This window comes from Clostridium sp. SM-530-WT-3G (assembly GCF_012843905.1).
GTDB lineage: Bacteria > Bacillota > Clostridia > Clostridiales > Clostridiaceae > Clostridium.
Genome location: NZ_JABAGC010000009.1, coordinates 1 through 23,802, shown reverse-complemented (window position 1 = coordinate 23,802; position 23,802 = coordinate 1). Strand labels below are relative to the sequence as shown.

The following is a 23,802-nucleotide window of genomic DNA, read 5'->3' as shown; positions in this document are numbered from 1 at the left end:
AAAAAAGTGCCTACTTCCATAAAAAAAATATATGATTTATTATATAGATGTAGCTTTTAGTCAAAAAAACAAAAAATGCTTTTGATGGTTAAAAGCTATATAAATATTTAATTATTAGTAAGATATTAACTTTTATTGTATTTAAATATTTAAAGCTGTTGAAATAAGAAAATATAATACTATTAATTAATAAATTTTGTTAATTAATAATATTATAGAATAAGTTTCACGAAACATAAAATAAGTGGAAAGCTATTTAGAGTAGCTTTTCTGAAAATATATAAAAGAAAATGAGGTATACGCAATGAGAAAAACGAAAACTATGGACGGTAATACCGCTGCAGCTTACGTATCATATGCATTTACAGAAGTAGCAGCTATATATCCTATAACACCATCATCACCTATGGCTGAACATGTTGATGAATGGGCAGCTCAAGGAGTAAAAAATGTCTTTGGATATCCAGTTAAGATAGTAGAAATGCAATCTGAAGCAGGGGCAGCAGGGGCTGTTCACGGATCACTTCAAGCAGGTGTTCTTACTTCTACATATACAGCATCACAAGGATTACTTCTTATGATACCAAATATGTACAAGATGGCTGGAGAAAGATTACCAGGAGTTATTCATGTTGCAGCTAGAGCTTTAGCTACATCATCTTTAAATATATTTGGGGATCATCAAGACGTTATGGCAGCAAGACAAACAGGTTTTGCAATGCTTGCTGAAGGTTCTGTACAAGAAATTATGGATTTATCTCCAGTAGCTCACCTTGCAGCTTTAAAGTGCAGAATGCCATTTATGAATTTCTTTGATGGATTTAGAACATCACACGAAGTTCAAAGCATTGAAGTTCTTGAATATGATGAATTAGCTAAATTAATGGACAAAGAAGCTTTAGAAAACTTTAGAAATAGATCTTTAAATCCAAATAATCCTGTAACAAGAGGAACAGCTCAAAATTCAGATATATACTTCCAAACAAGAGAAGCTGTTAATAAATTCTATGACGATATTCCAGAAGTAGTAGAAAGCTACATGAGTGAAATAACTAAGTTAACTGGTAGAGAATATCACTGCTTTGATTACTATGGTGCAGAAGATGCAGATAGAATAGTAGTAGCTATGGGTTCTGTTACAGACGTAGTTGAAGAAACTGTTGATTATTTAAATGCTCATGGGGAAAAAGTTGGTTTAGTTAAAGTAAGATTATATAGACCATTCTCAATAGAAAGATTCTTAAAAGTTATACCTTCAACAGTTAAGAAGATAGCTGTTTTAGATAGAACAAAGGAACCAGGTTCAATTGGTGAGCCATTATACTTAGACGTATTAAGATGTATAGCTGGAAAAGCTAATGCTCCTCAAGTGGTTGGAGGAAGATTTGGATTAGGTTCAAAAGACCCAACTCCATCACATATTGCAGGTGTATTTGAAAACTTAAAGAAAGATGAGCCAAAGAACGGATTTACTATAGGTATAGTTGATGATGTTACAAACACTTCATTAGACGTAATTGAAATAGATGCTGCTAAAGAAGGAACTACAGCTTGTAAGTTCTGGGGACTTGGATCAGATGGTACTGTTGGTGCTAACAAGAATGCAATCAAGATTATTGGAGATCATACAGATATGTATGCTCAGGGATACTTTGAATATGATTCAAGAAAATCAGGTGGTGTAACAATATCTCACTTAAGATTTGGTAAAACACCAATCAAGTCACCTTATTTAATACATAAAGCTGATTTTATTGCTTGTCACAATCAATCTTATGTAAATAAGTATAATGTAATTGAGGGACTTAAGAAGAATGGTAAGTTCTTATTAAATACAACTTGGTCTCCAGAAGAGCTAGAAACAAAATTACCAGCTGAAATGAAGAGATATATTGCAGAAAACAATATTGAATTCTATATATTAGATGCTATTGATATTGCACAAAAGATTGGTCTTGGTGGAAGAATAAATATGGTAATGCAAGCTGCATTCTTTAAGATTGCTGATATAATTCCATTAAAAGACGCAGTTAGATACTTAAAAGATGCTGTAGTTAAGTCATACGGTAAAAAAGGTGAAAAAGTTGTAAATATGAACAACAGTGCTATTGATGAAGGAATAAATGCACTAGTTAAAATAGATGTTCCAGCTTCATGGAAAGATGCAGTAGATGAAGTTAAGGAAACTAAAGAAATACCACAATTTGTTAAGGATATAGTTATTCCAGTGAATAGACGTGAAGGAGATAAACTTCCAGTTTCTACATTCTTAAAAGAAGGTTTAGATGATGGTACATTCATGGCTGGAACTTCTGCATACGAAAAAAGAGGAGTTGCTGTAACTGTTCCAGAATGGGATAAGGATAAATGTATACAATGTACTCAATGTTCACAATCTTGTCCTCATGCAGCTATAAGATCAATATTAACAACTGAAGAAGAAAAGAATAATGCTCCAGAAGGATTTAAATCAGTACCAGCTAAGGGCTTAAGAACAGAAGAACCATTAAATTTCACTATAGCAGTTAGCCCACTTGATTGTACTGGATGTGGAAACTGTGCAGCTGTATGTCCAGCACCAGGAAAAGCATTATTTATGAAGTCGCTTGAATCTCAAATGGATCAAGTAGAACCTTGGGATTATGCAGTAGACGAAGTTTCTTATAAGAACCCAATGAATAAATATACACTTAAAGGAAGCCAATTTGAAAAACCATTACTTGAGTTCTCAGGAGCTTGTGCAGGATGTGGAGAAACTCCATATGCTAAGCTTGTAACTCAATTATTTGGTGATAGAATGATGATTGCAAATGCTACAGGATGTTCATCAATCTGGGCAGCATCAGCTCCTTCAACTGCATATACTAAAGACCATAACGGACATGGTCCAGCATGGGCAAACTCATTATTTGAAGATAATGCTGAATTTGGTTTAGGAATGCAATTTGGTGTTGAAGCAATAAGAGATAGAATTGCTCAAAATGCTAATGATGCAATACAATCAGGAGTTTCTGAAGAAGCAATTGTTGCATTAAATGAATGGTTAGAAAATAAGAATGTTGGTGAAGGAACTAGAGAAAGAGCAGAAAAAGTTATCTCAGCTCTTGAAAATGAAACTAATGAATTTGCTAAAGCAATTTTAGAAGATAAAGAATTCTTAATGAAGAGATCACAATGGATATTTGGAGGAGACGGATGGGCTTATGACATCGGATACGGTGGATTAGATCACGTACTTGCTTCAGGAGAAAATGTAAATGTAATGGTATTTGATACTGAAGTTTACTCAAATACAGGTGGTCAAAGTTCTAAGTCTACACCAACAGCTGCAATAGCTAAGTTTGCTGCTTCAGGTAAGAAGACTAAGAAGAAAGATTTAGGTATGATGGCAATGAGCTACGGATATGTATATGTTGCTCAAATATCTATGGGAGCTAACAGAAACCAAGCAATTAAAGCTATTTTAGAAGCTGAAGCATACGATGGACCATCATTAATAATTGCTTACTCTCCATGTATAAACCATGGTATTAAATTAGGAATGGGTGATTCACAAGGTGTTGAAAAGGAAGTAGTAGATTGTGGATACTGGAATCTTTACAGATATAACCCAACACTTAAGGGCACTAAGAATCCATTTACTTTAGATTCAAAAGAACCAAAGGGTGGATTTAGAGAATACTTAATGAGTGAAGTTAGATATGCTGCGCTTGCTAAGGAATTCCCAGAAGAAGCTGAAGAATTATTTGCTAAAACAGAAGCAGATGCTATGGAAAGATATCAAAATTACAAGAGATTAGCAGAACAAGAATAAAAAAATTACTAAATTTTTAAAATTCTATTGATTTATAACAAAAAAGTATATATAATTACAAAGAAAAATAATTTATATATGTTTAATAAATCTTAATAGTTATCTATAATTAATAATAAGTTGATCCCTCAATTTATATATTAATTAATGATATACAAGTTCCTCATAATTTAGAAAGTTTGTAGTTGTTATTTCTAAAATATGAGGGACTTTTTTATTCTATAAGGAAAATATAAAATTTTATTTTAGGAGATTATGTAAAGTCATCTTATTTAGTAATAGTATATTCCTATTAATTTACTATTATTATGAATAAAAAATTTATTGTAACAGAACAATTTATATTTTTGCACTAATTGACATAAAAATGGTCCAAGGTGCAAAAATAAAAGAAAATTATATTAAAATATGGAAAAAATACGAAAAATGTTGAATGTTTGATAATAGTATAATATAATTTTAAGTAGAAATTATATTTTATGGTATAAATAATTTAATTTAAGATATTGGTATAGGGGGAATAATAATGAGAGATATTAATGTAATGATTGTTGACGATTCACCTTTTCAGATAACATTGTTAAGTGATATTCTCAAAGAAAAAGGTTTTAATGTAGTTGGACAAGCTGGTTCATTAGAAGAAGTTAAAACAGAAGTTGAAAAATTAAGACCAGATGTAGTAACAATGGATATGACTATCCCAGGGACTAGTGGATTTGAGTGTACAGAAGCGATATTACAAATTGACAATAATATAAAAGTTATTGTAGTAAGCTCAATGATGGATGATGAATTAATAGAAAAGGCAAAAAAAATTGGTGTAAGTGGATATGTTCAGAAACCAGTTGATGGAGAAGAATTGAGTCTGATTATAAAGAGAGCTGTTGCAGATGATGAAAGTTTTGAAGAATTAACTCAATTATATGTAGATATATTTAAGGAAGCAGGAAAAAATCTATTAAATAGATTAACAAAAACACTTCCAAAAATGATTAGTGAATCATTTGATAATACGGAAAGTACTAATAGTGGGATTTCAATTATAATTGGAATTATTGGTAAGTATAGTGGAAGATTTATTTTTGAATCATCCTACAATACAGCTAAAGCGTTAGCAACAGAGTTATTAAGAAGAGAACCTAAAGATGATACAGAAGTGTTTAATGCTATTTCCGAAGTAGCTAATATGTATGCTGGAAATGCATGTTCAATGTTAAATAAAAAGAATAAAATCTTTGGATTAAGAGTTGCCCCAGCTACAACAATTTATGGCGAATCAATAAGTATATCGAAGGCTGAATTAGAAGTGAACTATTCTGCAAAAATGGATAGTAAATTTGGAGAATTTGATATAAAGATAGGATTTAAAAGAGGTGAATGCGAATGGATGTTAAACATATAAACCCTGTTATAGAATCATTTGAAAATATAATGCCACAACTTGGATTAAGCAATGTGAGCAAGGGTGGAATATCATTAAAAGGTAATTTTATTGAAAGTCCTGGAGTTATAATTATAATAGGATTAATAGGAGATGTTAAAGGCAATATAATATATGGAATGAGCATGGATGATGCTAAGAAAATAGCATCAACAATGATGATGGGAATGCCTGTTGATGAGTTTAATGAAATGGCACAGAGTGCAATTTCTGAACTTGTAAACATGCTTACAGCTAATGTTGCAACAAACTTTTCTAGAGAAAATATAAATGTAGATATTTCTACGCCTACGTTAATTCAAGGGACTTTTACTGCAAATGCTAGCACAGATAAAGTAATATGTGTAACAATGAATATAGATGATATAAAGATTGATGCAAATATTTCATTGAATTAGTATATTACATATAGTACGATTTTATTTATAAAAAAAGCCATGAGTATAGTTGTATTCATGGCTTTTTTAATTGTTATAATATATTTATAAGAATGCTCTTATATATTTAATTAGTCTTAAATCTATAGTACTTTTGTGATAGTAAGACTCCTTTAAAGTGTAAATATTATTTTAATGAGAAAAGTAATAAAAATAATAATTTAAAAAGAATTTTTTGTTATAGAATACTTTTTAAAATTAATATTTATTTTCATAGGACAGGACTATCATCAGTTTTTAATACTCTCAATTTTATTTAATATGGCTTCATATGTTGAATCAACTTTAGAAAAATCCATTGAACCAATATAATATGTCTCTAATTTATCATGTATTTCATGAGCAGTTGTAATGCATGATAACCCTTCATTTATCAAAATATCAAAATGTCGTTTATCAAATAATATCTTTTGAGAATTATCGTTTAAGATTTTTAAATCACAGAAGCTCTTCATATCTAATACATTGCTGTTATAATTGATTCTGCTTATTTCATTTGTAGTAAATAATCCTGTAGATATATCTGGTATTAAAACATTTTCAATTCTATCTGGAATAAGTGGGTCATGGAAATATTCAACAAAGTATCCTTGCCTTTGAGCTTCATGACCTATAGCTTTTAAAATTTGTGTTTTCTTAAGTCCAGGTCCTCCTTTTATTATATATAGATGTTCTATTTCATTTGCAAGTTCTTTGTTGTATGATAGTATTCCATCTGGAGTGAGTGCTGTACTAAATAAATGTCTTTCTAAACCAAAATCTTTATGTTTAGAAGTTAAAATATTTTTCTTAAGTTCATCTATTAATAGGTAAACTTTATTTATATTTATTGCAGATGAATTTATAGAAGCCCAATCTTCGTGAATTTTTCTGGCACTGGCAAATAAACGATAAGCTCTATTAAAATAGGAACTTATTTCTTGTGTCAATAACATAATCTCTTTTTTGTGAGGCTCTAGCAAGCTTGTATCAAAAGAATCGCCTAAGTTTATTACTTCATCTACTGCGCCAGGATGAATAGGATCAACTACATGTGGTGAAGTACCATCTAATATAGCTACATTTAATTCTTTAATTACAATACCATCCAATGAATTAGGGTCTGATGAACAATGATGATATTCAATAGTATATCCGAGGCCATAAAAATGATCTCCTATCTTTTTCATGAATGAAGATTTGCCTGTGCCAGGTCCTCCTTTCATACAGAATATTCTTTTTGCTTCTTTTTGAGGTAAGATATATTCATAAAAAGAGAAAAAGCCTTCACTTGTATTGTTTCCTGGAAATAGATGTCTTACTTTAATATTACTCATTAAAAAATTCTCCTTTATATCTTTTTATATGATTAATATATGAAGTATAATATGAAATTATTTTTATTATAAAAAGAGTATTTATTATTAATAAGGTTTATAAAAAAACATTATGTTTTGCTAGAAATTAAGAATGGCTTTTTATCACAGAGTAAATGCTTTGTGTATATAATTAAATTATAAGAATACACAGGAAATTTAAATGAGCAGTAAAGATAAAAATACACAAAATTCGGATGAAACACAATCTAATAATAATATGGAAACGTATATTAATGATATTCAGGACTTGGATATATTAACTATCCAATCAAATGCACAGCTTATTTTAGTTCTTGCATATTATTTTGAATATATAGCAACTCAGCAGGCTATAGGATTAATTTATAAGAATATAAATTCATTGCAAGAGTCAAATAACAATTCTGAGGAAAATCAAAATATGATGAATGAAGCAATAAATGCAGATAAAATAGCATTTTTAGCTGCAAAACTAGAAATTTACGCACAGACAATATTAACAAGATTAGACTATATAAAACTTCAGAGATTTCCAGGGAATATCAGTAATATTAGTTCAAGTAGATTTGCATTAACTAGAACTGCTAATAAAGAAATATTCATAGGAGCAATGTTTGCACAAATAGTATATATATTTAATTTTGAAGGAGTAAAAATATTGTATTCTATAAGTAATACAAATCCTCTTTTTGATGAATAGCATAAAGATAGAAAATTATTTTTATGCTATTTATCAATATTAGTTTTATACTTCACAAGTATATTTAGTTAAATCAGATATAAATTCATCTACCTTTTCAGGAATAGTAGCCCAGCATGTACAAAGACGTATTACTGAATTGTTTTCATCATATTTTTCCCAAAGTGTATAGTCGTATTTTTCTTTAAGCTTTTCTAGTATTGAATTTGGAACAATAGGAAATACCTGATTAGTTGATGACTCTATTAATAATTCATAATTTAAATTTTTAACTGCATCTTGAATCAATTGAGCCATTTTATTTGCATGATCTGCAAGTTCAAAATATAAATTATCTTTGAATAGTTCTATAAATTGAATTCCAAGAAGTCTTCCTTTTGCTAGAAGTCCTCCTCTTTGTTTAATTAAAAATCTGAAATCTTCATTAAGAGAATCATTTATTATAACAAGGGCTTCACCAAATAATGCTCCATTTTTTGTTCCACCAATGTAAAAAGCATCTGAATTATATGCTAAATCTTTTATAGTCATATCATTTTCTTTGGAGGTCAAGGCACATCCTAATCTAGCACCATCAACATATAATAATAAGTTATTTAATTTACAGAATGAATATATATCTTCTAATTCATTTTTACTGTAAATTGTTCCTATTTCAGTAGGATTTGATATGTATACTAATTTTGGTTTAACCATATGGCAGTCTGTATGTGAATCTAAAATAGATTGAATATGGTTTATATTAAGCTTACCATCATCAACAGTAACAGGAATAACTTTATGTCCAGTAGCTTCGATAGCTCCTGTTTCATGAACAAATATATGCCCGGTATTTGCTGCTATACACGCTTCATGAGGTCTTAAAAAAGCAGAAATAGCCGTAAGGTTAGTTTGTGTTCCACCAACTAATAAATGTATGTTAACATCTTTTCTATCCATCTTATCTTTTAAAAGTTCTATAGCCTCTAAACAATATGGATCTTCTCCATAGCCAGTAGTTTGTTCAAAATTTGTTTTTACAAGTGCACTTATAATTCTTTCATGTGCGCCTTCACTATAATCATTTTTAAAACTATACATTAGTAATACCTCCAGTAAATTTAATAGCTGATATATATTATAGAGTAAAAAAATAATATTAACTAGATAAGAGTGTGAATAACATTGATTTTTTTATATATTTATGTTTGGATCAAATAAATATTATATGAAAATGAGTGAGTTTAATGTGATATAATAGTTTATACGTTATAAAATGTTGTTGGAATATAATATTATGGTGTTTAATAAGGTGTACATTTTATGTTAAATAATTATTAATTTTTTAGAAAATCATGAATAAGTTATTGAAATTGTTGTAATAAAAGTACTTTTTATAGTGATTTGATAATTATATTTAATTAATATGAAAAATAAAAAGGAAGAATGAATTTTATGTAGAAAGAACTAATGATGTAGGAGGGGAGTGTAAATTTATAAAAAATTATAGTATGATTTAGGAGAAAAGAATAATGAATTATGAATTTAGCAAGAATGATACGTTGGTATCAAAAGGGATAGCTATTATATTAATGTACTTTCATCATTTATTTTATTTTGATGATAGAATTGTAGATGGAAATTATTACAATAGTATTGGTAACTTGTGGGGGGAAAGGCTTGAAATATTCATGGGGTCCTTCGGAAAGCTTTGTGTATGTATATTTATATTCTTAAGTGGATATGCCACGTATAAAACCTTTATATATAAAAATAGAAAAAGTGATTTTGTTAATAAGAAAATATTAAAATTTTATAAGATTTATCTTATAGTATTTGCGATTTTTGTACCTATGGGAATGATATTAGGAAAATTAAAATTTAGCATGTATGAATTTATAAATAATGTTTTTTTATTAGAGTCATCATATAATTGGGAATGGTGGTTTGCAAGGCCATTTGTTGCAGTAATGTTTTTTTTTCCATTAATAGTAAGGTTTTTTAAAGATACAGATAAAGATAAACAGAAGAATATAATTTCCATAGATATAATAAAAACTGTTATTTCTGCTGTTATTATTACAACTATGTTGCCTCAAATTTTAGACCTGGCTTTTTTTGAGCATTTTAGAGAAACTAAATATTATACCATATTAAAGGAAACATTAAGTATACTTCCAAGTTTCTTTAGCGGATATATATTTGCTAAATATGATTTGTTTAAAAGATATAATTCACTATTTACTAATAATTTTGTAAAAATTATAGTGTCATTATTTGCAGTAGTAGCAGTATTTGATTTAAGATTTAAGACAGGTGTAGATATGAATTATGATTATATATATGCACCAATATTTATAATTTCATGTGTTAATATAGTTAATGAAATAAAGTACATAAAAAATATATTTATATCAATTGGAAAGCTATCAACATATATGTGGCTTATGCATAGTTTTTTTTGTTACTATTATTTTCAATCATATATATATAGAGTGCATAATCCAATAATAATAGTATGCTGGCTTACTTTAATAACTTATATAGTTTCATTGGTAATAGATAGAAGTGTGAAATTTATACAAAATAGTATTAAAAAGATATCAAATAAAAAAGAAATTTCATAGTAATTTGGAACTATTTGGTAATTTATTTTGTAAACCAAGCTTTTTTGAGCTTGGTTATTTTTTTAAATGAAAGTTATTACAATTAAAATAAATATTTTTGGAAGTAATCATAATAGTATTTCTAATTTAAAAGTGATAAAGTAAAAATTAGGTATATAGTAGTTTATTTTATTATAAATTGAAGGATAGGTGTGGAGGTTATGGATTTAAAAAGTGGACAACAAAAGATTGGATATGGAGATAAAGTGGCCAGTATAAAGGTGAGAAAAGAACAGAATAGAAAGAAACTAAAAAGAAAAGATGTAGCAAATGAAGTTATTGCTATAGAAAAGGAGCTTGGGATTCAAACAGATTTATTAGTAAAATCAAATATGTATTCTATTGTTGGATTAATTCTAATTTTATGTGGATTATCAATGCCTATTTTCATTATTTTTGGAATAATAGCAGAAGTTTTTTCTCTAAAAGCTATATTTAGTAGTGAGTGTAAAAAACAGAATTTATGGCATAAATGTATAGTTTTTTATGTTAAGGGAATGTATAATCAAGCTAAAGCATTTTGCTTAAGACTAGATGATGAAGAAAAAGGCAGACGGGCTTACAAAACATTTATTAAAATGGTTGATAAAGCAATTACTGACGTTGAATGTTAAATTAAATAAATAGTTTAAATGTAAAAAAACTTTCTGTGAAATATTACAGAAGGTTTTTTTGTAACTATTTAAATTATATAAATTGGATATAGTATAATTTCTATCATCATTTAAGTATATATATTTTATATAAGAGTAGTATATCAGTTAAGTTTACAGATAAATATATCACAATAATATATTTTTTGAATATATTATTATATAAAAAATATATTGAAAGAAGAGATTATATGGATTTTGAAAATAATAATTCACATAATAAACTTATTGAATTTTATTCTTCTATTGATATGACTAGATCTGATGTATGTGTACAAGGACCAACAGGACCTACCGGGGCAACAGGGCCTAGAGGAGCAACGGGCTCTATAGGTCCAACGGGGGCCATATGAGCAACTGGTCAACAGGGAATAAGGGGAGCAACAGGAGCGACAGGGCCAACAGGAGCTGTAGGCCCAACGGGAGCTGATGGAGCAACAGGACCAACAGGACCAACGGGAGCAAATGGAGCAACCGGATCAGCTGGTCCAGTCGGAGCAACAGGACCAACTGGGCCAACTGGCAGTAGTGCAATAATACCATATGCTTCAGGAAATCCTGTTACTCTTGTGACACTGCTATCAGGCTTGGCTGGAACTCCTGCTTTAATTGGTTTTGGAAATTCGGGAGTAGGATTAACTGCATTAGGAGCGACTATTGATTTAACTACAGCCACAGGATTGACTAATTTCGCATTTTCTGCACCTAGGGCTGGTACTATAACTGCTATTGCTGCATATTTTTCAGTTACAACTGCTGTGACTATACTTGGATCTTCAGCTATTGTTACTGCTTATATTTATTTATCTGATCCTCCATCTAATATTTTTAATCAAGTTGGAAGTGTATCTTTACCAGGATTGACTGGAGTAATTAGCGTTGGTACCAATGTTAGTAATATTGCTGAAGGTTTGGCTATAAATGTAAAAAAAGGAAATAGGATTTTAGTTGTATTTTCAGTATCTACACCAGGTCTAGGTGTAATAACTACAATTTTAGGATATGCAAGTGCAGGAATAACATTTAATTAATGGTAATCTTTTATCTAAATTATTAAAGGGAAATGATAATGATAACATTAAGTTTATGTATGATAGTAAAAGATGAGGAAGATGTACTTGGGCGATGTATTGATTCTGTAAAAAGCATTGTAGATGAGATAATTATAGTTGATACTGGCTCAGTAGATGCGACTAAAGATATAGCAAAAAGTTATACTGATAAAATATATGATTTTAAGTGGATAGATGATTTTTCAGCAGCTAGAAATTTTTCTTTTTCTAAGGCAACTAAAGATTATATACTTTGGCTTGATGCTGATGATGTTATACTTGAAAATGATAGGATAAAATTAAAAAAATTAAAATATAATATAAAAGATGATGTAGATTTAGTAATGCTCAAATATAATGTGGCTTTTGACAAAGGTGGAAGACCAACGTTTTCTTATTATAGAGAAAGAATCTTAAAAAGAGATATGAAATATATGTGGACAGGAGAGATTCATGAAGTTATAGAACTTTATGGGAATATAATATATGAGGATATTGCTGTCACTCATAAAAAGATAAAAGCAAATACTTTAGATAGAAATTTAAGAATCTATGTAAAAATAATATCAAGTGGAAAAGAATTAGATTCACGACAAGAATATTATTATGCAAAAGAACTATTTTATAATAATAAGATAGATAAAGCTATAGAGAGACTAATTAATGTAATTAACTCATCAGATGCGTGGGTTGAAAATAAAATTAGTGCTTGTGATGAATTAGCACACTGTTATTTAATACAGAATAAAAAAATGATGCACTAATAGCTTTATTAAGGAGTTTTGAATTTGATGAACCTAGAGCAGAAATATGTTGTGAAATTGGATTATATTTTATGAATGAAAATGAACATAAAAAAGCTATTTTTTGGTATGAATTAGCATTGACTAGAGAAGTAAATCTTGAATCAGGAGGATTTAAATTACTAGATTGTTATGGATATATTCCTTATATACAACTATGTGTATGCTATGATCATCTTAATCAAAAAGAAAAAGCTATAGAGTATAATGAAAAAGCAGGAATAATAAAACCTTATGATGAAGCATTTTTATATAATAAAAGATATTTTGAACAAAATGATTAATTTTTAATAAAATATAGTAAATTTGGTAGTATTTTTAGACATTTAATAGAGCTATTATAAAAGCACAAATTTGTTTGAAAAAATAGAGCTTTTCACCAATAGTTTTTAACTATTATGGTGATAGCTCTTTAAATTTTACTAAATAATTATTTGTTATCAATCTAAAGGCTCAATTGTAATATTTTCAATAGATTTTGAAATTTTATTTAAAGATGTATTCAAATTAGAAAGCTTATTGATTATTTGTTCAATATCTATTTCAGAATAATTTTCTAAAGGTAGTTTATGAATATCGGAAAAACTCTGCATAGAGCTTTTTATATTTGATATTTCTTCATTTATATTTTTAACATTAATATTCAAAGCATCTATTGATTTCTGTTGTTCAGATATTTTATTAATTAGAGTATCAAAATGTTTTAAAAAGTTTTGATAATTTTCTGAATCAGTTCCTTCATTATTATAATAAGCAGATATATTTGTTGTTAATTCAGTAAAAGAATCAAGTTTTTTATTTATAATATTTATGGAATTCAGTAAACTTTCATAGTTGCTTAAGTTAGATGAAGATAATAAATCAATATTTGAATTCTGAATAGATATATTTTCTTCTAAATCATTTTTAAATGATGAGATTATGTCTGATTGAGAATCTAGATTTGTTAATATGTTGTTAGCAATTGTTTTAAATTCATCATTATACGATAAATTTGAAGTTGTATTATCATTTATGTTAGTAAGATAATTTATTATATTTTCATAGTAATTTAAGTTAGATGAAGATAATGAATTAATATTTGAATTTTGAACAGATAAACTTTCTTCTAAATTCTTATTAAATGATGAAATCATATCATATTGAGAGCTCAAATCTGTCAATATATTCTCAACAAGCTTTTTTAATTCATTATTATATGATAGTAACGGCCAGTTTTTGACTATGTTATTAGTATCATTATGTTTTAATGGTAAAATTTTATGAATTTTATCTGAAGAATTAATATTCTCATCGTCAGAAGTATATTGAGTATTTTCATATTCAATTTTTAGGTAAGGCGGATTATCTGAATTATAGGAATTAAAAGTAACTAAAGTTTGTGATGTTGTATCTAGTGGACATAATATAAAGTTAATAAAATCAGTGTTTTTAGGATAGTTTTTTATTATGTCTGTAACATTAATTTTTATATAAGAATTAGGCGAATTTTTTGGAATATTAAGATGATATACAGGAGTATAATTATTTTTTTTATATATGTCCCATTTTGGATGGTCATAATCTAAATCCTTATAGCAGCAACATATACCAATATCTGTAGGATTAATATTGTTATGATGAAGTTTATTAATAAAGATAAATAAATAGGCAGTAAGTATCTTTTTGTTGTTTATTTCTGGTATATGGTTAAAGTAGAGTTGAGATTTAAATAAGTGTAAACCAGAATTGTGGTTATTTATAGAACCTGTAATTAAAGTATTAAATTTGTATGGATTATTTAATGGATTATACTTATCAATAAAGTATGCCCGTGAACAATTTATTTTTATTATACTAGACAATGCACTATCTCCTTAAATATTAAAAATTACAGTATATAATATGATTTATAGTAGCTTAGTTATGAAAAATTATAAATTAATCTGTACCCAAAATCTCTAAGGAATTATCTTTGATAAATAAAGTAAAATAAGTAAAGGATTTATTGATATCATAATTTGAATGATAGTTACAACATACAAAAGGTATTTTATAAGAATTATTAAATATAGATGTTTCATTCCATGTTACTCCGAAATCTTTAGAGGAAACTGTAAATAAATTATGATACTCTATCCAGTTAGCGTATAAAGTACCATTAGATTCTATAATGCTTGGGAATGTACAAGCTACTGTGTTAACTAATTTAGACGTAGAGGCAATATCAAATTTATTATTATTTATATAACCTTTTATATAGGTGCAGAAATATTTATTATTATTATTCTCAGAAAATAATATATGGTAGCAATTTAATGAGTTCATAATAACTGATAAATAAATTTTATTTTTCCTTGAATTTGTTATTTGAATTGGGTTACACCATGAATTTGAATTAGCATCAAATACGGAAGCAAAAAGTTCTTCAAAACCGTTTATAACATTATAATAAAATATTACGGGGGAGTTTTCAGAGGTATATGTTACTACAAAATTTGTAAGAATATTATATGTTATTTCATCAACAATTTGTGTATTCCATACTCCATTATTTTTGTAATGATGAATAATATGACCATTACATGGATGTTGTTTGTTCAGAGAATAGTAAAAAATATGAGTTTTGTTATCTATATTCTTTATATATATGAATTTTATAAATATCTCTTCTATATCATATTTTAATAAATTACTCTTTATAATGTAGTTATTTATTACATTATAATTGATAATGGTTCCATTTTTGTCATTTATTACACCATAAATATTGTCATCTTTAGCTATATCAAACCAATAACTTAAAAAAGAAAAGCTTCCTTCTAATAATTTTTTGGAAGTTATTAATTCGAAGTTTTTATTAAAACTATTAAGTATAATACCGTCTTTAGATTCTATTTTATAAATGTTGCCATTTGATTTTTGTAAAAGTGTGCAAAACTGCCTTAGAAAAGTCATGAAAATCCCCCTAAACTTTTTTTATTCTGTTAAGTTATATAGGAAATGTTCTTCTCAATTTCAGGGGATATAATAATTTCGTTTAGAAATAAATATCTCACTTGAAAGAGAAGATTTATTATATTACAACCCAACAGAATCTATTTTTTAATTATTTATATTAAATTAAATATAAGTTTATACATAGTACTCAATTAATGCTTTATTTATTCTCTTATTACTAATTGAGATTTAGCTATAGCATAAAGATTACTATTAACTGAAAAAGAGAATTTTATATCAGCAATAAAGCTATAAGGAAATTCTAAACTATAAGATTTGCGTATAATTATATCTTTAATCTCAATTGTAGGATCGACATCAATTTTAAAATCGAAAGCATTTATTTCACTAGGAATTGTAACTTTAGTGTTTATAGTAGAATTATCTATATGGAAAAAAGTAAGATTATATAAATGCGGATAATGAATATGTCCAGTAAAATTTTTAGAGCCAATAGTACCATTTATTTTAATAATTAGATTACGAATATAAAAAGATAGATTTAATTTAATGCTTTCAGTTATTATATATGAATTTTGATTAGAAAAGTTTTTTGTATTAGTTGTATCTAAATATTTTGAATATGAATTTAAGTTTGTAAAATGAAAATTTAGGTTTTGATATAATGTATATTTATTTTCCATAAGCAGAATATTTTTTGAATTTATAAGAGCATGCTTTATGTCATCTATAATTAAATTATAATTTTTAGATAGATTAGAATATGAAAGAGAAATACAATCGGTATTAAGTTTTAATATCTTTATATTGTTTTTTAGTGAATTAATAAGAACAGATAATGATATATTACTCATTGGTATAATATAAGTAATAAGGGTATTTAGTATTAAATTTTCTAAATCTAATAATTCTTGTATGGAGCTTATAAAATAAGATATACAAATTTCTGTTTTCTTTGAAGTTAGTAATTTTCTGCAATGAAATACTTGTAAAGAAAGTGAGTTAACAATAAATTCATCTGCCTGAATAAATTTATTAATTATAGTTTCTTTTATAATAGAATCCATTGTATTTACAACTGATAATAATATTTGTGAAATTTTGTGTGAATTATTTAAAGAGATATGATTTTTACCTATTGAAGCAGTTAATAACTTTAATGATTTTGATATTTTACTAAAACTAATACAAATATTAGAAACTATATTATGAGCAATTAAAGATTCCTTTGAGAATAGCTTTTCAGCCATTAAAGATATGTTTTCTGATAATTTTATTGAAAAATTTGAAAGTAACTGTATTGCTAGAATTTCATATGTTTCTTTTATGACAAAATCTTTAGAGTTTATACTTTTACATATAATTTCATTAATTTTGTTATAGGTATGTTCAAGATTGGGTTCTAGTTCTAAAATAGAATAAAATTTTAAAGTATTTTGATTTAAATTGTTACTTTTAATAAAAGTATGCGTTTCTGTTTTGATCATTGTAGGTGAGTATAAAAATCCTAAATCAGAGTAAGAAATACTTGTTGTGTTAATCTTGATGTTTGATTTGTCAGTAAATAATGATATATCAGAATCTATATTAATAATTGCGTTTCTTTTTATTCCAGTGACATTGTTTGAAATATTATTGCTATAGAATAATAAATTTGTAAGGATAGGAGTATTTCGGGCTTTTTTTATTTTCATTACATTATCCTCTATTTCTTAAAGTTTCAAAATGATTATAAGGTATGATATTAAATAAGTAATATAAATGTGAAAATTAAATAATATATAATGAATAAAATCGTATGGATATTGATTTATTAATAGCGGTTAATGATGAGAAGGAAGCTATTAAGTAGTAATGTAACATTTAAATACTAAAATTAATATAATAGTATATAAGATTATATAATTGTGGAGTGATACTAAATGCGTAATTTATTAGAAAATAAAGCTAGAATTAGATATGATAATAAATCAATAGAAACATGCAAAGTTACTACACTAATAGAGGGTGAAATGCTAGCTATTCATAAGAGAGCTATTACTTCTGGAATAGATCAAGATGGAACTAATATTTTTGCAAGAGATGAAATATTTTCATTTCAAATTGAGTTAATTAATTATGGAGATAAATGTATTACAGGAAAAGTTTTAAAAATGGATGGAACTCAAAAAGTAACTGCTATAGAGGTAGTAGATAATATACCTGCAGGGTTAAAATATGTAAATGGGTCTATAAGGTTATTTATAAATGAAGTTTCAATAACTTTGAATCAGATAAATAATATAAATAGTTATTATAAAGGGGATTATAGTTTTATAATAGTAGGAAATAAGCTAACAGTGTTAATGCCTGAAATTCCAGGAAATTCAAATGTAGCAATAGTATTTAATGTTGAGAATGACGGAACATTAAATCCAGGTGATTGTGTATTAAATTATGCAACAGTAGACTATAAAGAAAATCCTTATGATTGTCCTGTGAAATCAGAAGAAGTTGAAGTTAAATATTCATTTGTTGAATTAGTAGCAAAGAAGAAAGGTCCTGTTTCAGTAAGATGTGGTGAAATATTTAGTTATGCTATATCAATAATGAATATAGGAAATCTTACTGCAAATAATGTTGTAATAACAGACCAACTTCCAGCTCAGTTTAGAATTGATTGCAGCAAGATAAAGGTAATATTAGATGGAAGTATTCTTATTTTAGGATCTGATTATAGTGTTTCAATAGTAAATAATTTATTGACTATTAGGGGAGCTAATTCTAAAGATTTACAAATACCTGGAGGCAAGACTTTAAATGTAACAATACCTGGACAAGTGGATTATGAGTGTTAAATATAGATTATTAATTAAAAAGTGACTGTATTTATGATTAAAATACAGTCATAAATAATTTAATATACTTAAATTATCAAAAATGAAATATACTTTAATGATAAGTAAGTGTATTTGGAGGATGAAATGTCTACATTTTTAGAAAATGGAGCAAGGATTTATTATAATAATAAAATGGTAAAGACTTGTACAATAACTACACAAGTAAACTACAATATACTTTCTGTTCATAAAAGAGCAGTTACAGATAATCTCGACATAATCGACAGTAGGCCAGTGAGTAGATTTAAAAAGGATGAAATTATTACATTTGAAATACAGATTATTAATTATAGTTCTTTTCCAGCAACGGGCAAAAACATATTTACTGATGAAAGTGGCAAAAATGTTAGAGCAATAAAAATTGTTGATAATATTGATAAGGCTCTTAGATTAATACAGAATTCAGTTGTCTTATTGCAAAATGAAAAAGCTATTCGTATAGAAAGAATTAGAAGCTTTAATGAATATAATAATGGAGAGTATAGGTATATTTTAGATTCGAATAATAAGATGGCAGTATTAATTCCAGAAGTATTAGCAAATGATGATGTAGTAATAACTTTTAATGTACAAAGTGATGGAACTATACCTTTAAGAGAAGTTATATTAAATAATGCAGAAGTATATTATAAAGAAAGTCCTAATCATGAACCTGAAGAATCAGAAGATGTTATGCTGATAAATTCTTTTTCAGATTTAAGTATTACAAAGAGTGGACCGGAAAGTGTTAATTGTAACGAAGAATTTACTTATAGAATCATAGTGAAAAATAGTGGTGATTTGCCGGAAAGTGGATTATCAATTGTTGACATGCTACCGAATAATTTTAAAATTGCAGATAAGGGAATAGTCGTAATGAGAAATAGTAAAATTCTTTCAGAAAATATAGATTATAAATTGACAATATCTTGTGATGAGATAACTATAGGTGGAACTAATGATAAGCCATTAGAAATTGGAGGCAACCAAGTTATTACTGTTGATATAACTGGATTGGTAAGGGGTATAAGATAGGTTAAGAATAATTCAATAATATGTATTTACTCTGGCAATATTATAAATTATATATAAAAGGGGATGAAATTTGATAGATGATATTTCGTAGTGATAATAAGCCACCTAATTGGAACCATGATTACGATAGTTCATGTACAGAACCAGAAATGCAGGCAGATAATGCAAGTCTTTTACCATTACGAGTAAAAAAAATTGTAGATTGTATAAATATTGTAGATGAACAAAAGAAGTTTTTAGGAAATATAAATTTTGATTTATCATGTGATTTTCCATATAGTTTAGATTCGGTTAATTGCAATATATGTATAGATAGTATTGGAACATACTATGATAATATTGGTATTCCTGATTCAAGTATTAAGGCAAATATTAATGGAGATTGTATATCTCTTATTGGAAAGAATAACTTTAATAATTTATATAATTATTTTGAAGGAAAAAACAGATATTATTCTAATAGCTATTGTGATGATGAACAGTGGAGTGAAAAAGTTTTAAGCATAAGTGGGGTTGAAGCTTATATGGATAATGGATGTATAAAAGTAAGTGGTACACTTGGATGCAATCATTTTGAGGCTAAATCATTTTATGATGGTTACTTAAATAGTGATAGATGTTCATATATTGCAATAAATAGTGCTCAATTATTAGAAAATAATATTGTAATTGATGTGTCTGAAAATGTTCAAACTATTATAAGATCATCAGGAGGATTTAATGGGTATAATTTAAATGATTATTATGGTACTTTATGCTTATCAAATGCATGTAAATCATCCAAAATAATTGCTATATTTAATAATGAATTTGATGTGACTTGTGTGCAGCCTAATGAATTATATAATGGAAGTGGAAGCTTTAGTGCTTCTGTTTATGGAATTTATAAATCAACATTGACTTTGTTATCTGTTTTAGAAGATAACTACTCTATATATAGTGGTCGATGTTATGATAAGTCAATAAATGATTTTGATTATAATTAAAATAGTTAATAGAAAAAAAGTGTTATATTAATAAAATTAGAAGTAAATGAATGTTGAGGAATTTAAGTAGTATGCCTTAATTCCTTAACTTTTAATTTTCATATATTACATAACTAATAGTTGTGGAGATAAAGCTGTAAATAGTATTCCTAATTTTGGAACAAAGTGTTCGGATTATCATAATATACAGTATAGGTGAAAAATAATTTAAGAAGACGACTTTTTCTTATAAGGAGGTTATTTTATAATGGCAAATTGTAACGAAACAACAAAACCTACTAGCTGTTATCAAAGTGATACTAAGGTTGTTTCTCACATTAATTGTGGATGCACACCATGTGATGCACCAGTTATAATTGATAAAGGAGATATATCAACACAAGTTTTAGTACCTGTACTTGCAGATGTTATTCAAAATTGCATGAATATAAATAAATATGAAACTGCATATCCTAACAATTTAGTATTTCAAACTAACTTACCAAAAGATTGCACACCTGAAGGACCAATTTGTATAAGTGGAATAACTTATAGTTATGATTGTATAGGAGTTGGTTCTACTGCTTCATGTTGTAAGCCAGGCTATATGAAAAATAGTACTCAAGTAAAAAAAATAGATGGTAATGAAGAGTTTGAACAAATTCAAGAAGTAGAACAGGCTCAGAATTTAGAGAAATATCCATTTATACCAAATTGGTGTAAAGATGATAATGACCCAGTTCCAGCTACTCCAATAATAAGTGCATATGTTAATAGTAAATGTACAAATTTATCAGGAACTTCAATATCATGTTCTTGTAAAGATATATCTAAAGAGGGTATGTTAACAAAGACTACTGTAACTAATATTTGTAATCAATTTAGTGGAAGCATTAAGACTTCAGCATGTTGCTGTAACCAAGTAGAACAAGCTTATTCTTTAACAAAATTAGTTGAAAAAAAAGTTCCTTTTTATGCTTGTAATTTAAAAATTTCTATTTCAGGGACAATAGGAGGAACTCCATTTACAGCTAGCTTAATAGGAACAGAAAAAGCAAATAGTGGATCAGATAAAGTTGATTTCTTACCTAATGGATTAGCTCTTGAAGAAATAGGCTTTCCAAAGCATATAAACTTTGCTGGAAGATTTTGTTTGCCAACAAACACTAAGCTAAATATTACTGAAGACTTTGATAACTGTTTAATCGTAGATTGTATAAGACCAATAAATTCAAATTACTGTAAGACAGAAGATAAATTCCCAGGCAATTATTCAAGCTTTGTTGCAAGTGGAGATTTATCATTGGTAATAAACCAAAATGTATATGCTACAGTAACTGAGAAATTAGCAGTAATGACTAATTTAGGAGCTCAAGTAGTATGCGGTGACGGAAATGCTACAGCACCTACTTGTCCAACAATGACACAGTGCAACAATTCTAGACCTTGTCCATCACCTTCTTGTGAAGAATAAAAAGGTGAATCATTGCGATTATAGTAATGTTGTAAAAGGTGAAATTTTATTAATAATTTTTGAAATTTCAATTAGATACTCCAAGATTACTTATCTTGGAGTATTTTAATAAAAGGAAAGTTTTATGGAAAAGGAAAATAATATAGCCTATTATAATAAAGAAATAAAGTTTAATATTAAGTTTATAGCTGATAACAATAAATCAATATATAAGGGATTTGTGTTAGAAGGAATTTTGAATAAGGCTTTAGCATTCGATTTAAAGAATACGTACATAATTTCTAATGGAGAGCTTATAGTTGGAAATTATGTTTATGATCATAAGGAAAATTATTTGAGGATAGAATTTGATAATCCTGCAGAAGATGAGGATTGCGAAGTTGAACTTTGTATATGCTCTAAAATTATTGATTTATCTGTTATAGTAGATAATAATTTTTCAATATCTAATGATTTTGTAATGAAGATACTAGGATATGAGAACGTAGAAGATCTTACTACAAAACTATATTTGGAAGATATTTATTTTGAAAGTGTAAAAATTGATTTACAAAGTGAAAATGATGAAATGATAATTCCTGCTATTAAAAATCAAAAAATAGTATTGTTAGTATACTTTAATTCATTGAATACGGAAAAAGAATACAATATTAAAATAGTTAATTTTATTGGTAGTAATATGGAATTTATTCAAGAAGAAAGCTTTGTGACAGCTGGCGAAAATAAAATTAAAGATTATAAGTTTAATTATGAGAACGATACTGTAGAGATTTCCATTGACAATTCGAAAGAAATAAGGGCTAAAAAAGTATATGTGAAAATATGTATGGCTATTAAAACTATTGAAAATATAAATAATATGATGAAAAATGAATTTAGTTTATTTGTTAATGATATAGAATGTAGCAGATTTTATATAAATATATATTTTGTTAAAACAGTTCGTATTACTGAAAGCAGTGTAATCGTATGAATTTAATGATTTTAGGAAACTGGAGGGTTTAAAGTGATATCAGATAATATAGGTATAAGTGGAATAACAGATATTGATGAATATTCTAAGTATAATATTAAGGGAATGTGTACTGAAGGAAAGCAGTGTTTTAAAATTGAAATATTTCAAAAAAATCTACCTATAGAATTTATAAATAGGATAATAGTTGATGCATTTGTTACAGACTATAAAATAATAAAAACAATGAAGGGGCCTAAAATAATAGTAAGTGCTGAAATATACACTAAGATTATTTATACGGCAGATACTTGCAGACAGTCGCTTCATATGGTAGAATGCAGAAATAATTTTTGTGACATAATCAATGTAAATGCAATATCATATGCAAGGTGTACAAATACAATAGATAATATATTCATAGGAGTTCAAGATGTTGTTTTGATGGGATATGATGAATATTGTATAGATATAGCTGTAGTATATCTATTATGTCCAGAATTGCAAATTAGGTGAATTATATGTTTTCATTTTAATATTTTAAGAGTTTTATAAAGATAAAAATAATTAAAAGTATCTGCTAATCTATAAATCTGATTGGCAGATACTTTAATAATATTACTTGACTTGTGCATTAATTTAAGAAAATTTACCATTGGATTTTAATTGATACTTTTCCATTAAAATTTTGAATAA

21 protein-coding genes are annotated in these 23,802 nt (G+C 27.0%); 16 read left to right on the top strand and 5 right to left on the bottom strand.

Annotated elements, in window-relative coordinates; all coding sequences use genetic code 11:
* Positions 1-304 precede the first annotated feature (304 nt).
* The 3 genes from nifJ (at position 305) to HF850_RS05410 (ending at position 5,653) form a co-directional block, all read left to right on the top strand.
* On the top strand, positions 305-3,814 hold the full coding sequence (gene nifJ, locus HF850_RS05420; protein ID WP_169104459.1) for a pyruvate:ferredoxin (flavodoxin) oxidoreductase: 3,510 nt from the start codon (positions 305-307) through the stop codon (positions 3,812-3,814).
* 526 nt (positions 3,815-4,340) lie between these two features.
* Positions 4,341-5,216 carry a response regulator gene (locus HF850_RS05415; protein ID WP_169104458.1) on the top strand — a complete coding sequence of 292 codons (876 nt, stop codon included), beginning with the start codon at positions 4,341-4,343 and terminating at the stop codon, positions 5,214-5,216.
* The gene (locus HF850_RS05410) at positions 5,198-5,653 is read left to right on the top strand and encodes a chemotaxis protein CheX (protein ID WP_169104457.1); all 456 of its coding nucleotides are present in this window, start codon (positions 5,198-5,200) and stop codon (positions 5,651-5,653) included. Before HF850_RS05415 ends, HF850_RS05410 begins: the two co-directional genes overlap by 19 nt.
* Before the next feature lie 269 nt (positions 5,654-5,922).
* Here the strand turns inward: HF850_RS05410 and HF850_RS05405 are convergent, their stop codons facing one another.
* Entirely contained in the window at positions 5,923-7,008 is a 1,086-nt protein-coding gene (locus HF850_RS05405) for a PRK06851 family protein (RefSeq protein WP_169104456.1), read from the bottom strand.
* A gap of 202 nt (positions 7,009-7,210) precedes the next feature.
* Between HF850_RS05405 and HF850_RS05400 the strand changes: the two genes are divergently transcribed.
* Positions 7,211-7,729 (top strand): hypothetical protein, encoded by a 519-nt coding sequence (locus HF850_RS05400; RefSeq protein WP_169104455.1) that lies wholly within the window; start codon positions 7,211-7,213, stop codon positions 7,727-7,729.
* A 45-nt stretch (positions 7,730-7,774) separates the two neighbouring features.
* On the opposite strand, the gene HF850_RS05395 is transcribed toward HF850_RS05400, so the two are convergent.
* Positions 7,775-8,809 (bottom strand): aminotransferase class I/II-fold pyridoxal phosphate-dependent enzyme, encoded by a 1,035-nt coding sequence (locus HF850_RS05395; RefSeq protein ID WP_169104454.1) that lies wholly within the window; start codon positions 8,807-8,809, stop codon positions 7,775-7,777.
* A 431-nt stretch (positions 8,810-9,240) separates the two neighbouring features.
* Here HF850_RS05395 and HF850_RS05390 point away from each other — a divergent pair, with 431 nt between their 5' ends.
* From HF850_RS05390 to HF850_RS16115, 6 genes are all read left to right on the top strand, one after another.
* On the top strand, positions 9,241-10,335 hold the full coding sequence (locus HF850_RS05390; RefSeq protein WP_169104453.1) for an acyltransferase: 1,095 nt from the start codon (positions 9,241-9,243) through the stop codon (positions 10,333-10,335).
* 200 nt (positions 10,336-10,535) lie between these two features.
* A complete protein-coding gene (locus HF850_RS05385) occupies positions 10,536-10,988 on the top strand; it encodes a hypothetical protein (RefSeq protein WP_169104452.1) in 453 nt (150 codons plus the stop codon).
* A 185-nt stretch (positions 10,989-11,173) separates the two neighbouring features.
* A complete protein-coding gene (locus HF850_RS16010) occupies positions 11,174-11,380 on the top strand; it encodes a collagen-like protein (protein ID WP_279285831.1) in 207 nt (68 codons plus the stop codon).
* A gap of 216 nt (positions 11,381-11,596) precedes the next feature.
* A complete protein-coding gene (locus HF850_RS15670) occupies positions 11,597-12,058 on the top strand; it encodes an exosporium glycoprotein BclB-related protein (RefSeq protein WP_347564410.1) in 462 nt (153 codons plus the stop codon).
* Positions 12,059-12,096: 38 nt separating this feature from the next.
* Positions 12,097-12,843 carry a glycosyltransferase family 2 protein gene (locus HF850_RS05375; RefSeq protein WP_347564409.1) on the top strand — a complete coding sequence of 249 codons (747 nt, stop codon included), beginning with the start codon at positions 12,097-12,099 and terminating at the stop codon, positions 12,841-12,843.
* 71 nt (positions 12,844-12,914) lie between these two features.
* Positions 12,915-13,166, top strand: coding sequence for a hypothetical protein (locus tag HF850_RS16115; protein WP_347564408.1), 252 nt, complete (start codon positions 12,915-12,917; stop codon positions 13,164-13,166).
* Between the two features lie 156 nt (positions 13,167-13,322).
* On the opposite strand, the gene HF850_RS05370 is transcribed toward HF850_RS16115, so the two are convergent.
* The 3 genes from HF850_RS05370 to HF850_RS05360 all read right to left on the bottom strand — a co-directional run bounded on the left by HF850_RS05370 (position 13,323) and on the right by HF850_RS05360 (position 17,516).
* Positions 13,323-14,726: a hypothetical protein gene (locus HF850_RS05370; protein WP_169104451.1), complete on the bottom strand. Its 1,404-nt coding sequence runs from the start codon at positions 14,724-14,726 to the stop codon at positions 13,323-13,325.
* Between the two features lie 76 nt (positions 14,727-14,802).
* Positions 14,803-15,819, bottom strand: coding sequence for a hypothetical protein (locus HF850_RS05365; RefSeq protein ID WP_169104450.1), 1,017 nt, complete (start codon positions 15,817-15,819; stop codon positions 14,803-14,805).
* Positions 15,820-16,025: 206 nt separating this feature from the next.
* Positions 16,026-17,516 carry a hypothetical protein gene (locus HF850_RS05360; protein WP_169104449.1) on the bottom strand — a complete coding sequence of 497 codons (1,491 nt, stop codon included), beginning with the start codon at positions 17,514-17,516 and terminating at the stop codon, positions 16,026-16,028.
* Between the two features lie 228 nt (positions 17,517-17,744).
* On the opposite strand from HF850_RS05360, the gene HF850_RS05355 reads away from it, so the two are divergent.
* The 6 genes from HF850_RS05355 (at position 17,745) to HF850_RS05330 (ending at position 23,622) form a co-directional block, all read left to right on the top strand.
* The gene (locus HF850_RS05355; RefSeq protein ID WP_169104448.1) at positions 17,745-18,659 is read left to right on the top strand and encodes a DUF11 domain-containing protein; all 915 of its coding nucleotides are present in this window, start codon (positions 17,745-17,747) and stop codon (positions 18,657-18,659) included.
* A 126-nt stretch (positions 18,660-18,785) separates the two neighbouring features.
* Complete coding sequence (locus tag HF850_RS05350) at positions 18,786-19,715, top strand: DUF11 domain-containing protein (protein ID WP_169104447.1); 930 nt, start codon at positions 18,786-18,788, stop codon at positions 19,713-19,715.
* A 77-nt stretch (positions 19,716-19,792) separates the two neighbouring features.
* Positions 19,793-20,701, top strand: a complete 909-nt coding sequence (locus HF850_RS05345) for a hypothetical protein (protein ID WP_169104446.1) — start codon at positions 19,793-19,795, stop codon at positions 20,699-20,701.
* A gap of 247 nt (positions 20,702-20,948) precedes the next feature.
* Positions 20,949-22,154, top strand: a complete 1,206-nt coding sequence (locus HF850_RS15665; RefSeq protein WP_243159407.1) for a hypothetical protein — start codon at positions 20,949-20,951, stop codon at positions 22,152-22,154.
* A 124-nt stretch (positions 22,155-22,278) separates the two neighbouring features.
* The gene (locus HF850_RS05335) at positions 22,279-23,127 is read left to right on the top strand and encodes a ubiquitin--protein ligase (protein ID WP_169104445.1); all 849 of its coding nucleotides are present in this window, start codon (positions 22,279-22,281) and stop codon (positions 23,125-23,127) included.
* A 33-nt stretch (positions 23,128-23,160) separates the two neighbouring features.
* The gene (locus HF850_RS05330; RefSeq protein WP_169104444.1) at positions 23,161-23,622 is read left to right on the top strand and encodes a hypothetical protein; all 462 of its coding nucleotides are present in this window, start codon (positions 23,161-23,163) and stop codon (positions 23,620-23,622) included.
* The last annotated feature ends 180 nt before the right edge of the window (positions 23,623-23,802 follow it).